Here is an 11,944-nt window from a genome sequence, read left to right on the forward strand (position 1 = left end):
CACGCTTCGCCTCCTGCGCGCCCGAGCCTCGTCGCGCGCCTGAAGGGCCTCTTCGCCCGCGCGCCGCAGCGCGAGCCCGACCGCGAGGTGGAGGAGGCGCTGGCCCATGAGCTCGCGCCCGCACCCGCTTCTCTTCCGATCGCCGACGCTTCCGGCGCCATTCTCGGCGGGCCGGGCATCCTCGCGGTCAAGGGGCTCCAGAAGTCCTATCGCGGCCGCATGGTCGTCAACGACGCGGGGCTGGCCGTGCGCAACGGCGAGGCCGTGGGGCTGCTCGGGCCCAACGGCGCGGGCAAGACCACGATCTTCTACATGATCACCGGCCTCGTCGCCGCCGACCGGGGCATGATCAGCCTCGACGGCAACGATGTCACGCGCATGCCGATGTATCGCCGTGCCCGCCTCGGCATCGGCTACCTGCCGCAGGAGGCCTCGATCTTCCGCGGCCTCAACGTCGAGGACAACATCCGCGCCGTGCTCGAGGTGGTCGAGCCCGACCGCGACCGCCGGGAGGCGAAGCTCGACGAGCTGCTCGAGGAATTCAACATCGCGCGCCTGCGCAAGTCGCCCTCGATCGCGCTGTCGGGCGGCGAGCGGCGGCGCTGCGAGATCGCGCGCGCGCTGGCCTCCGACCCGTCCTTCATGCTGCTCGACGAGCCCTTCGCCGGCATCGACCCGATCGCGGTGGGCGACATCCAGAACCTGGTGCGCCACCTCACGAAGCGCGGCATCGGCGTGCTGATCACGGATCACAACGTACGCGAGACGCTGGGGCTGATCGACCGCGCCTACATCATCCACTCCGGCCGGGTGCTGACCGAGGGCCGTCCCGACGAGATCGTCGCCAACAGCGAGGTGCGCAAGCTCTACCTCGGCGAGGATTTCCGGCTCTGACGTCTCAAGCGGCCGGCGCGGGCATCAGCGTCTCCCGCAGCCGCTCGGCCTCGCTGCGCACCGCACGCGGCGCGACGTCCGCCTCGGTCACCACCGTCCCCGCCTTCACGGGGCGCACCAGCGTGACGCCGTGGGCGAGGCCGATCGGCAGCGCCCGGGCGGCCCGGCTCGCCGCGGCCGTGGTCACGCGCCCCCAGACGGTCCAGCCGCCCTCGCCGTCGAGCGTCTCGCCTTCGCGCAGGTCGCGCTTGGCGACCGCGACGACGTCGGCCGCGAAGGCCCGCGTCGTACCCGTCGGCTCGCCGCGCAGCGCCGCCGAGAGGACGGAGATCGAGAGCTCGAGCCCGATCAGGTGGAAGGGCTTGTACATCGCCGCATAGGAGCCGCTGTCGTCCGTCGGCAGGCCGTATTGCCGGAAGCAGGCGGCGGCGTACGGGTTCGGCGCCTTCAGCACCACGTAGACGCCCCAGCGCAGGTCGCGGAACACGGGCCGCCCGTCGCGCTCCAGCGAGGAGACGACCTCGACCATGCCGTCGCGGGCGAGCGCCCCGCCGATCCCGCGCGGGCGCAGCACCCGGGCGAGGTCGTCGACGCCGCAGGGCGGGAAGGCGAGGCCCTCCTCGGGCACGGCGAGGCCGGTGGCGTTCGCGATCGCCGCCGCCTCGATGGCGGACTTCGTGCCGTCGAGGAAGGAGTTGAACATCTTCGGGTTCATGCCCGCGCCGGCCGCCGCCTCGGGCGTCAGGCCGTAATGCGTCCAGACGTCGTCGGGCGTGACTCCGTGGTAGGCCGGCAGGTACTTCGTGCCCTTGCCGGCGGCCGCCACATGGAAGCCGGCGGCGCGCGCCCAGTCGACCATCTCGCACACCAGCGCCGGCTGGTCGCCGTAGGCCATGGAATAGACGACGCCGGCCGCCCGCGCCCGCTCGGCGAGCGCGGCGCCGACGAGCACGTCGGCCTCGACGTTGACCATGACGACGTGCCGACGCGCCTCGATCGCCGCGAGCGCGTGGATCACCCCCGCCTCCGGCGCGCCCGTCGCCTCGATCACGACCTCGGCGTCCTCGGCGATCGCCGCGCGGCCGTCCTCGTGGAAGCGCGTGGCCGCGATGCGCCCCTCGTCCCACCCCACCGCCCGGCAGGTCGCCCGCGCCCGATCCGGATCGAGATCGGCGATCGCCGACACCTCGAGCCCGGAAATGGTCGGCACCTGCGCGAGGAACATCGCCCCGAACTTGCCTGCGCCGATCAGCGCGACGCGGACGGGGCGGGACTGCGCCGCGCGGGCGGCGGCGAGGGCGTGGAGGTTCATGGGGGTGGGGGGCTCCTGATGGGGCTCTTGGGGGGCTCTTGGGAAGCTCCCAAGGGGTTTCGGGGAGGGGACGAGAGAGGATAGACGACGCGCGCTCGCGGGAACAGCCACGCCGAGGCGCGGCGCAATAAGCCGAACAGCCCCGGAACACCGCGCCCCCTCCATCGTTCGCTCGCCCGTCCTCCCGACGAACGAAGGAGACTCTCATGACCCGCACCTTCTTCCTCGCCGCGGCGAGCGCCGCCGCCCTCGGCCTCGCCGCGCCTGCGTCCGCGCAGGTGGCAGCCACCGCCACCACCGATCTCAACATGCGCGCCGGCCCCGGCCCGAACTACGAGGTCGTCGACGTGATCGACGGCGACGCCTCCGTCACCGTGCTCGGCTGCCTGCCGTCCTCGGCCTGGTGCCGCGTTCAGCACCAGGGCACCGAGGCCTGGGCCTACGGCGACTACCTCACGGCCGAGGTGGAGAGCGCGCCCGTCGTGGTGACGCAGCGCCGCGAGATCGTCCCCGAGGCGCAGTGGGATCCGGTGACCGCCACGGGCGCCGTCGCCGGCGAGATCGTCGGCTCGATCATCGGCGGGACCGTCGGCGCGGTGACCGGCGCAGTCGGCGGCGCCATCGACGGCTTCACCGCCCCGCCATCGCCGGTGCGCACCTACGTCGTCGAGAACCGCGTGGAGCCGGTCTATCTCGAGGGCGAGGTCGTCGCCGGCGCCGGCCTGCCGCCGGCGGTGGGCCTGCGGCCGATCCCGGACTACGAGTACGAGTACGCCTATGTGAACGGCCAGCCGGTCCTCGTCGACCCGGCGACGCGGCGCATCGTCTACGTCGTGCGCTGAGGCGCGCGGCGAGGGTTCCCCCCGGCCCGCCTCACCCCGCGGGTCGGGGCTCAGCCCATCAGCCGCTCGACCTTCGAGATCACGCGCTTGGCCCGCAATTCGGCGATGATGCCGTTCAGGTGCTTGATGTCCCACACCGACACGTCGATGACGACATCGGTGAAATCCGGCGTGCGGCGCTGCATGGAGATGTTGTCGATGTTGCCGTCGTGGTCGGCGACGACCTGCGCGATCTGGGCGAGCGAGCCCGGCTCGTTGATGGTCTCGAGCTTGATGCGCGCGGGAAAGCGCTTGTGCGTGATCGACTCGACGTCCCAGCGCACGTCGACCCAGGCCTCCGGTACGTTCTCGAAGGCGGCGAGCGCCTGGGACTGGATCGGGTAGATCGTCACGCCCTCGCCCGGGGTGATGATCCCCACGATCCGGTCCCCCGGCACCGCCCCTGATTCCGGCGCGAAACGCACCGGCAGGTCGGCGTCGAGCCCGCGGATCGGGATCGCGCGCGGGTCGTCGGCGGCGTCGGGCAGCTTCATCTTGAGCGCGTCGGCGCCGAGCGCGACCCAGCCCGCTCCCTGCGTCGCCGCCCCAGAGACCAGCCGGCCGACGTCCTTGAAGTCCGCGTAGACCGCGCGCACCACGTCTCCCGAGAACATCTCCCCGCGCCCCACGGCCGCCAGCACGTCGTCGACCGAGGTGCGCGCGAGGCGCGGCAGCGCGGCCTTGAGCTTCTCCTCGGAGAAGGCCTTGCCGGCGCGCTCGAAGGCGCGCTCCAGGATCTGGAGGCCCAGCCCGGCGTACTGCTTGCGCACGGCGGTGCGCGTCGCGCGGCGGATCGCGGCGCGGGCCTTGCCGGTGACGACGAGGCTCTCCCAGGCCGCGGGCGGCACCTGGCTGCCGCCGGCGCGCACGATCTCGACCTCGTCGCCGTTGGCGAGCTCGGTGAGGAGCGGCGCCATGCGTCCGTTGATCTTGGCGCCGACCGCCGTGTTTCCCACGTCGGTGTGCACCGCGTAGGCGAAGTCGATCGGCGTCGCGCCGCGCGGCAGCGCGATCAGCCGGCCCTTGGGCGTGAAGCAGAACACCTGGTCGTGGAACAGCTCGAGCTTGGTGTGCTCGAGGAAGTCCTCCGGGTTGTCGCCTTCGGCCAGCAGGTCGATCGTGCGGCGCAGCCATTGGTATGCACGGCTTTCGCTGATCGGCTTCGTCGCCTCGGCGGGGTCCTTGTACAGCGCGTGCGCGGCGATGCCGTACTCCGCCACCTCGTCCATGGCGCGGGTGCGGATCTGCAGCTCCACGCGTTGGTGGCCGGGGCCCACCACGGTGGTGTGGATCGAGCGGTAGTCGTTCTGCTTGGGCGTCGAGATGTAGTCCTTGAAGCGGCCGGGCACCATCGGCCAGGTGGAGTGCACGAGGCCGAGCGCGCCGTAGCAGGCGTCGATGCTGTCCACGAGGATGCGGAAGCCGAAGATGTCGGAGAGCTGCTCGAAGGCGACCGACTTGCGCTCCATCTTCTTCCAGATCGAGTACGCGCGCTTGCGCCGCCCCTTCACCACGGCGCCGAGCCCCTTCGTGGCGAGGCGCTCGGCGAGATCGCGCTCGATCTCCTCGACGAGCCGCTCGTTCTTGGCGGTGAGCGTCTCCAGCCGCTTGGTGATGGTCTCGTAGGCCTCCGGCCGCAGGTGGCGGAAGGCGAGGTCCTCGAGCTCCTCGCGCATCTCCTGCATGCCCATGCGCCCGGCGAGCGGGGCGTAGATGTCGAGCGTCTCCTCGGCGATGCGCGCGCGCTTCTCGGGCGGCATGAAATGGAGCGTGCGCATGTTGTGCAGGCGGTCCGCGAGCTTGACGAGCAGCACGCGGATGTCCTGGGCGATGGCGAGCAGGAGCTTGCGGAAGTTCTCCCCCTGCGCCGCGCGCTTCGAGACGAGGTCGAGACGCTTGAGCTTGGTCAGCCCGTCGACGAGCGCGCCGATCTCCGGCCCGAACGTGCCGCGGATCTCCTCGAGCGTCGCCTCGGTGTCCTCCACCGTGTCGTGCAGCACCGCGGCGACGATGGTGGCGTCGTCGAGCCGCATGTCGGTGAGGATCGCCGCCACCTCCAGCGGATGCGCGAAGAACGGGTCGCCCGACGCCCGTGTCTGCGTACCGTGCGCCCGCATGGCGTAGATGTAGGCCCGGTTGAGCAGGGCCTCGTCGGCGGCGGGGTTGTAGCGCTTGACCCGCTCGAGCAGCTCGTACTGACGCATCATGCGCGTGGGGGACCTCCGGGCACGCGCCGGCCGCGCGTGCGTGCTTTGCACCTAAGATGAGGGTTTTCGCGGGCGCTGAACAGGGCCGTGTGGCGAATTGACGGGATGCGGGCGGGGAATGGGAGAGGGCGGGTCATGGGAGAGGGCGGGTCATGGGAGGGGGCGGGTCACGGCGCGTTCGATCCGCGGTGCAGCCGAGCATCCCTCGTGCGCGAGACCACGACTTCCGCTAGGCTCGGCACGCGCACGTCGCGCGAACGCCCGGCTCCCGCCGATCGGCCTGCTGGGTGGAGAGCGTCGGGAGGACGTCATGGTGCGGGTCACGGTGAACGGGGAGCTGATCGAGAGCGTCATGCGGCGCGCCAGCGAGGGCTACCTCGCACCGGCCGCGTTCCGGCGCCCCTACGTCTGGGGACAGGAGGACGTCGAGCGCTTCTGGGAGAGCCTGCTGCGCGGCTGGCCGATGGGCCAGTTCCTGATCTGGCGCCCGCCGGAGGGAATCGAGCTCGCGGGGGCCTCGCGCGGGCGCATCGGCCCGCTCCAGCCCCGTTACGCCCGGCGCTTCTCGATCCTGCTCGACGGGCAGAACCGGCTCGCCACATTCGCGTGGTCGTTGGCACCCTTCGACGCGCCCGGGCCATCCGACATGACGGCGGCGGAACGCGCGACGTGGCGTTCGGGCAAGGCGCTGGTCGCCGACCCGGACGTGCGCGCGATCCACTTCGTCCCCGCCGAGGAGGCGGCGACCGGCAACCGCGTGCCCGTGCGCGCCCTGTTCGAGAACGCGCTGCTGTGGTCGCTGGTCCTGCGCACGCCGGGGCGCGTCGTGCCGCAGGCGCACATGGACTGGTTCGATCAGGTCACCCGCGTCCTGATGGACGCGCGCTGCCACGTCACCGAGCTCGTCAACCTCCCGCCGGAGGAGGCGCTCGCGGCCTTCCGCCACATCGCCCGCGCCGGCGTCGCCATGACCGACGAGGAATTCGAGGCGGCGATGGCATGGGCGTTGCCGTCGTCTCGGCCCCGCCCGCGCTGACGTGAACGCCCGCTGGTCCGTCCGCATCCGCCGACCCGAACGAGGCGGGCTGTCCGCCGGTACGCGGGCGCAATCACAAAAAAACCCGGCCTCTCGGCCGGGTTTCCCATCGTCTCGCAGGCCGGGGCGCGACGCCGCCGCGTCAGCCCTCGTCGTCGTCCGTCTGCGCCGGGGGCTGCAGCCCCTCGAGGCCGCGCAGGAGGTCCTCCTCGGACATGCGGTCGAAGGTGACCTCGCCGTCCTCGCCACCGGAGCCCTCGGGGGCGGGGGCGCCGATCATCGGCACGGCCTCGGCCTCCGGCTCGTCGACCTCGACGTACTTCTGCATGGAATGGATCAGCTGCTCGCGCAGGTCGTCCGGCCGGACCGTCTCGTCGGCGACCTCGCGCAGGGCCACGACCGGGTTCTTGTCGCGGTCGCGGTCGACGGTGAGCGGTGCGCCCGAGGAGATCATGCGGGCGCGGTGGCTCGCGAGCAGCACGAGCTCGAAACGGTTCTCGACCTTGTCGATGCAGTCTTCGACGGTCACGCGAGCCATGGGCGGCTCCTTCCGATGGGCTGGCCGGTCAGGGAGTTCTTGGCGAAGGCGGGTGCATACAGCGCGGATGGCGAAATGGCAAGCCCGGCCGGGAACGGCAAGCCCGGCCGAGCCGGCGCGCCCGCTCGCCGCGGCCGCACCGTCGGCGTCAGGGCTTTCCGGAGCGGCCGGCCAGCCGCACGAAGAAGCCCAGACCGTCACCGGCGGGGAGGGGTGCGAGGCGCGTGACGTGCCCCTTGCGCTTGGCCTCGAGCAAGGCCCGGCCCACCGGCTGGAACAGCGTCTCGCCGGCACCGGGCAGAGGCGCGGCGATGCGGATCGCCACGGCCTTGGCCTCGCCGAAGCGCGAGCGCTCGATCAGCTCGGCGAGCGAAGCCTCCGCCGCGGCGCGTGCGGCCCCGCGCAGGTCGAGCACGCTGTCGGCATCGGCGAGGCCTTGCGAGCCGCGCAGCTTGTCGGCGTAGTGAGGATCGAAATGAGGCATCGTGGCGCGGGCTCCGGGTCCGCCGAAAGATATGGGGGCGGACCCGCGAGCTGTCATCCCGCTCCCGCGTCGCAGGACGGGACGGTCAGCGCACCAGCACGTTCCGGAACTGCCAGGGATCGCTCGTGTCGATGTCCTCGGGGAAGAGGCCCGGGCGCCCGTCGAGCGGCGTCCAGCCCGTGTACACACCGACGACCGGACCCAGATAGGGCGTCTGGACCTCGAGGCAGCGCGCGTAGTCCATCTCGTCGGCCTCGACGATGCCGGCGTTCGGGTTCTCGAGCGCCCAGACCATGCCGGCGAGCACGGCGGAGGAGACCTGCAGGCCCGTCGCGTTCTGGTAGGGCGCGATGCGCCGCGTCTCCTCGATCGAGAGCTGCGAGCCGTACCAGTAGGCGTTCTTGGCGTGGCCGTAGAGCAGCACCCCGAGCTCGTCGATGCCGTCGACGATCTCGTGCTCGTCGAGGATGTGGAACGTCTCCTGCGCCACGCCGCCGGCGCCGAACATCTCGTGCAGCGAGAGCACGGCGTCGTTCGCCGGATGGTAGGCGTAATGGCAGGTGGGGCGGTAGGCGACCTCGTCGCCGGCGCGCACCGTGAAGAAGTCGGCGATCGAGATCGACTCGTTGTGCGTCACGAGGAAGCCGTACTGCGCCTTCGCCGTCGGCGTCCAGGAGCGCACGCGGGTGTTGGCGCCGGGCTGGAGCAGGTAGATCGCCGCGCCGCTGCCGCTCTCGTGCGTGCACGCGTTGTCCGGCATCCAGGTCTCGTGCGTGCCGAAGCCGAGCTCGGCCGGCTGGAGCCCCTCGGAGACGAACCCCTCGACCGACCAGGTGTTGACGAACACGCCCTGGGGCTTTGGGTTGCGCGCGCGCTGGGTGTCGCGCTCGGCGATGTGGATGCCCTTGACGCCGGCGTCACGCATCAGCGCCGCCCAGGCCTCACGCGTGGTCGGCGTCTCGAAGTCGAGCCCGAGATCGGTCGCGACGTTGACGAGCGCCTGCTTGACCAACCACGACACCATGCCGGGATTGGCGCCGCAGCAGGAGACGGCGGTGGTGCCGCCCGGCCGGTCGCGGCGCTCGGCCAGGATCGTCTCGCGCAAGGCATAGTTGGTGCGCGCCGCCGGACCGGCGTCCTTGTCGAAGTAGAAGCCCTTCCACGGCTCGACCACGGTGTCGATGTAGAGCACGCCGAGCTCGCGGCACAGCTGCATCAGGTCGCGCGAGGAGGTGTCCACCGAGAGGTTGACGCAGAACCCCTGGCCCTCGCCCTTCGTGAGAAGCGGCACGAGCAACTCGCGATAGTTCTCGCGCGTCACGGCCTCGTGCACGAAGGCGATGCCGCGATCGTCGAGCAGCGCCCGGTCGGCGTCGTTCGGGTCGATGACCGTGAACCGGTCCTTGTCGAAGGCGAAGTGACGCTCGATCAGGGGAAGCGTCCCCTTGCCGATCGAGCCGAAGCCGATCATCACGATCGGGCCGGTGATCTCGCCATGCACGGGCCAGACGGCACTCATCGCGCGCTCTCTCCTTCAGGAATGCGGGGATAAGCCTCCGCGGGAACGGGAGCGCGCACCTTTAGTTGGTGCGCCGCGCGCGTCAACGGCGCGCGGCGTCGCGACGAGGAGAAACCGCCGCGGCGCGGCGGATATGCCGCGCCGCACGCCGCACCCTCACGCCGCGGCCACCTCGTCGAGGAAGCGGCGGATGCGCTGGTCGAGAAGGGTGGTCTGCTCGCGCACGACGGCGCTCGCCCGCACCACGCGCTCGGCCGCCTCGTCCGTGGAGACGACCACGGCGCGCACCTCCTCGATGCCGTCGCTGACTCCGGCCGCGTTGGCGCGCGCGCCTTCCGCGCTCGCGGCGATGGTCTGCGTCGCCGCCGACTGCTCCTCGATCGCGCTCGCGACCGAGGTCATGGCGGTGGCGATCTCGGCGACGCGGGTCTTGATCGAGCCCACCGCCCCCACCGCGTTGCGGGTCGCGTCGCGCATCGAGGCGATCTGGCTCGAGATCTCCTCGGTGGCCTTCGCCGTCTGCGAGGCGAGCGACTTCACCTCCGCCGCGACCACCGCGAAGCCCTTGCCGGCTTCCCCGGCGCGGGCGGCCTCGATCGTGGCGTTGAGGGCGAGGAGGTTGGTCTGCGCCGCCACCGAGTCGATCATCGTGAGAATCTCGCCGATGCGCTGGGCGTTCTCCTCGAGCGAGGCGACGACGTCGCTGGTGGAGGCGGCGTGCTCGTTGGTCTCGTTGGTGATCGTCGCCGAGCGGCTGATGAGCCCGGCGATCTCGCCGATCGAGTCGGAGAGCTGCTCGGCGGAGACCGCGACGTCGCGCACCGAGCCCCCGGCCGCGCCCGCCGCGCCCGCGACGCGCTCGGAGCCGCCGCGTGCGCTCTCGGAGAGGCGCGCCATGTCCTGCGAGGCTGCGGAGAGCGCCTGCGCCTCCCGCCCGAGCGCGCGCAGGGCCTCGCCCACCGTCTGCTCGAGCTCGCCGGCCAGCGCACGCATGGCGCGCTTGCGCGCCTCGGCCTCGCGCTCGCGGGCGTCGCGCTCCTCCGCCTCGCGGGCGGCGGCGTCGGCCTGGACGCGGTCGCGGATGCCCGCGACCGCGCGGGCGATCTCGCCGATCTCGTCGCGGCGCTCGTCGCCGACGATGCGGCCCTCGCCGGCGGTCGCCGATCCGTCGGCGATGGCGCGCAGCGCCACCGCGAGCGCCGAGATCGGCTTGGCGATCGAGCGCCCGATCACGAGCGCGAGGACGAGCGCGCCGAACAGGAGCGCGAGCGTGGCCACCAGGATGCCGTTGCGGGTCGCCGCGACGCGCGCGAGCGCCTCGTCGGCCTCCTGCTCGGTGACGAGCTTCAGCGGCACGTCGAGGAAGGAGAGCGCGCGCGTGTCGGCGAAGCGTTCGACGCCGTCCTGGGCGTACTCGAACCCGCCGGTCGCCGCCTCGAGCACCGCCGGGCGGCCGAGGGGGGCGAGGATCGAGGGCGTGTCGGCGAGCGGGCGCTGCGAGCGCAGCAGGCCGTCCGCGCCGACGATGTAGCTCTCGCCGGTCTCGCCGAGTCCCGCGCGATCGGCGAGGACCGCGTCGAAGCTCGATCCGGCGATGCGGTAGACGAGCACGCCGTCGACGAGGCTGCCGTCCGGGGAGATCACCGCGCGCGCCAGGAAGGCGGAGGGCTCACCGCCGACCGCGGCGTAGGGCGCGAAGTCGACCGCCGTGGTACGGGCCCTGGCGAGCCCGTCGGTCGTCTCGACGCCCGCGAGCGCCGCGGCGTGGGCGCGCGCGAGGCCGCTGTCCGCGAGGGTCGCGTCGGAGACGGCGCCGGCGAAGTCGTCGTGCTTGCCGACCGAGTAGACCACCTCGCCCTCCGCCGTCAGCACGAGGATGTCCGCATATCCGCGATCGGCCAGGATCGCGCGGAAGGACGCGTGCACACCCTCGTGACGCCAGGCGTAGAGCGTGCGCTCGCCCTGGCCGGTGAGCGCGATGCGCTCCTCGAGCGCGGCGGGGCTGGTGAAGTAGGCGACGAAGCGCTCGCGCTCCTGCGGGTTGAGGAAGAAGGCGTCCTTGAGCTCGCCGAGGGCGGAGCGCACCGCGACGTTCTCCGACAGCGCCTCGATGTCGCGCACGGTCGCGTCGAGCGAGCGCTGGAGCGCGGCGGCGCGCGAGGTGGAGATCAGCGCCAGCCGCTCGCGGCTGGCTTCGGTGAGCGCCTCGTGCGCGCTGCGATAGGCGATGACGCCGACGGCCACGCTCGCCAGGAGTGCCATCGCGGCGACCGTGGCGGTTATGACGGCCTGGAGCCCGAACGCACGTACTCTTCGCATCTGCGGTCTCGCTAACGTAAAGAAAGGTGAGCAGACCGTCGGTCGTCGGCAATGAAGAAAAGGTTGATCGCCGGTGCGGTGTGCGGTGCGAAACCGCGCAATGCGTGTGCCGCGCCGTGCGCGGAGGCGGCTACGGGGCACCACCGCGCCACCCCCGAAAACGAAAATGCGGAAGGCCGGCACGGGCCTTCCGCATCAACACCGTCGGCCGTGCAGGAGCCGGCGACAGCTCACATCACCACCACCAGAGTCCCCACCCGCACCCGCTGATACAGGTCGACGACGTCGTCGTTCATCATGCGGATGCAGCCCGAGGACATCGCGCGGCCGATCGAGCCCGGCTCGTTGGTGCCATGGATGCGGTAGAGCGTGTCGCCGAGATAGAGCGCGCGGGCGCCCAGCGGGTTCGAGGGGCCGCCGGGCATGAAGGCCGGCAGCTCCGGCTGGCGCCGGCGCATCGCCGCCGGCGGGCGCCAGTCCGGCCATTCCGCCTTGCGGGTGATGCGCTCCGTGCCGCGCCAGGAGAAGCCCTCGCGGCCCACGCCGACGCCGTAGCGCAGCGCCGTGCCGCCCTCCTGGACGAGATAGAGGAATTTGTTGCGCGTATCGATCACGATCGTGCCCGGTGCGTGCCGCCCCTCGTAGGCGACGGTCTGGCGGCGATAGACGTCCGCGACGGCGCCGCCGCCGGGCCGCACGGCGGCGACCTGCGGCGCGGCCGGCGCGGGCCGGCGCGACTCGACGGGCGGCGCGG

Annotated in this window: 10 protein-coding genes; 3 read left to right on the top strand and 7 right to left on the bottom strand. The window is 72.1% G+C overall.

The window, feature by feature from the left end; all coding sequences use genetic code 11:
* Positions 1 to 99: 99 nt before the first annotated feature.
* Positions 100 to 894, top strand: coding sequence for an LPS export ABC transporter ATP-binding protein (gene lptB, locus ACTZWW_RS18135; protein ID WP_444782388.1), 795 nt, complete (start codon positions 100 to 102; stop codon positions 892 to 894).
* Between the two features lie 4 nt (positions 895 to 898).
* On the opposite strand, the gene ACTZWW_RS18140 is transcribed toward lptB, so the two are convergent.
* Complete coding sequence (locus ACTZWW_RS18140) at positions 899 to 2,206, bottom strand: NAD(P)H-dependent oxidoreductase (RefSeq protein WP_444782379.1); 1,308 nt, start codon at positions 2,204 to 2,206, stop codon at positions 899 to 901.
* Between the two features lie 206 nt (positions 2,207 to 2,412).
* Here ACTZWW_RS18140 and ACTZWW_RS18145 point away from each other — a divergent pair, with 206 nt between their 5' ends.
* The gene (locus ACTZWW_RS18145; RefSeq protein WP_444782380.1) at positions 2,413 to 3,048 is read left to right on the top strand and encodes a DUF1236 domain-containing protein; all 636 of its coding nucleotides are present in this window, start codon (positions 2,413 to 2,415) and stop codon (positions 3,046 to 3,048) included.
* Positions 3,049 to 3,098: 50 nt separating this feature from the next.
* Here ACTZWW_RS18145 and ACTZWW_RS18150 read toward each other — a convergent pair whose 3' ends face one another.
* Positions 3,099 to 5,294: a RelA/SpoT family protein gene (locus ACTZWW_RS18150; RefSeq protein WP_444782381.1), complete on the bottom strand. Its 2,196-nt coding sequence runs from the start codon at positions 5,292 to 5,294 to the stop codon at positions 3,099 to 3,101.
* A gap of 310 nt (positions 5,295 to 5,604) precedes the next feature.
* Here ACTZWW_RS18150 and ACTZWW_RS18155 point away from each other — a divergent pair, with 310 nt between their 5' ends.
* Positions 5,605 to 6,330, top strand: a complete 726-nt coding sequence (locus ACTZWW_RS18155; RefSeq protein WP_444782382.1) for a DUF262 domain-containing protein — start codon at positions 5,605 to 5,607, stop codon at positions 6,328 to 6,330.
* 142 nt (positions 6,331 to 6,472) lie between these two features.
* Here ACTZWW_RS18155 and rpoZ read toward each other — a convergent pair whose 3' ends face one another.
* From rpoZ to ACTZWW_RS18180, 5 genes are all read right to left on the bottom strand, one after another.
* Positions 6,473 to 6,868 (bottom strand): DNA-directed RNA polymerase subunit omega, encoded by a 396-nt coding sequence (gene rpoZ, locus ACTZWW_RS18160; RefSeq protein ID WP_444782383.1) that lies wholly within the window; start codon positions 6,866 to 6,868, stop codon positions 6,473 to 6,475.
* Positions 6,869 to 7,016: 148 nt separating this feature from the next.
* Positions 7,017 to 7,352, bottom strand: a complete 336-nt coding sequence (locus tag ACTZWW_RS18165; RefSeq protein ID WP_444782384.1) for a hypothetical protein — start codon at positions 7,350 to 7,352, stop codon at positions 7,017 to 7,019.
* Between the two features lie 85 nt (positions 7,353 to 7,437).
* Positions 7,438 to 8,871, bottom strand: a complete 1,434-nt coding sequence (locus ACTZWW_RS18170; RefSeq protein WP_444782385.1) for a homospermidine synthase — start codon at positions 8,869 to 8,871, stop codon at positions 7,438 to 7,440.
* Between the two features lie 156 nt (positions 8,872 to 9,027).
* Positions 9,028 to 11,190 (bottom strand): methyl-accepting chemotaxis protein, encoded by a 2,163-nt coding sequence (locus ACTZWW_RS18175; protein WP_444782386.1) that lies wholly within the window; start codon positions 11,188 to 11,190, stop codon positions 9,028 to 9,030.
* 230 nt (positions 11,191 to 11,420) lie between these two features.
* Positions 11,421 to 11,944 (bottom strand): L,D-transpeptidase (locus ACTZWW_RS18180; protein WP_444782387.1); only part of this gene is annotated, 524 nt, incomplete at its 5' end.

This window comes from Salinarimonas sp. NSM (assembly GCF_052380005.1).
Taxonomy (GTDB): Bacteria; Pseudomonadota; Alphaproteobacteria; order Rhizobiales; family Beijerinckiaceae; genus Salinarimonas.

Coding starts and splice junctions, on each gene's coding strand:
- ACTZWW_RS18140 (WP_444782379.1), bottom strand. CDS start 2,206: ATGAACCTCCACGCCCTCGCCGCCGCCCGCGCGGCGCAGTCCCGCCCC.
- ACTZWW_RS18145 (WP_444782380.1), top strand. CDS start 2,413: ATGACCCGCACCTTCTTCCTCGCCGCGGCGAGCGCCGCCGCCCTCGGC.
- ACTZWW_RS18150 (WP_444782381.1), bottom strand. CDS start 5,294: ATGATGCGTCAGTACGAGCTGCTCGAGCGGGTCAAGCGCTACAACCCC.
- ACTZWW_RS18155 (WP_444782382.1), top strand. CDS start 5,605: ATGGTGCGGGTCACGGTGAACGGGGAGCTGATCGAGAGCGTCATGCGG.
- rpoZ (WP_444782383.1), bottom strand. CDS start 6,868: ATGGCTCGCGTGACCGTCGAAGACTGCATCGACAAGGTCGAGAACCGT.
- ACTZWW_RS18165 (WP_444782384.1), bottom strand. CDS start 7,352: ATGCCTCATTTCGATCCTCACTACGCCGACAAGCTGCGCGGCTCGCAA.
- ACTZWW_RS18170 (WP_444782385.1), bottom strand. CDS start 8,871: ATGAGTGCCGTCTGGCCCGTGCATGGCGAGATCACCGGCCCGATCGTG.
- ACTZWW_RS18175 (WP_444782386.1), bottom strand. CDS start 11,190: ATGCGAAGAGTACGTGCGTTCGGGCTCCAGGCCGTCATAACCGCCACG.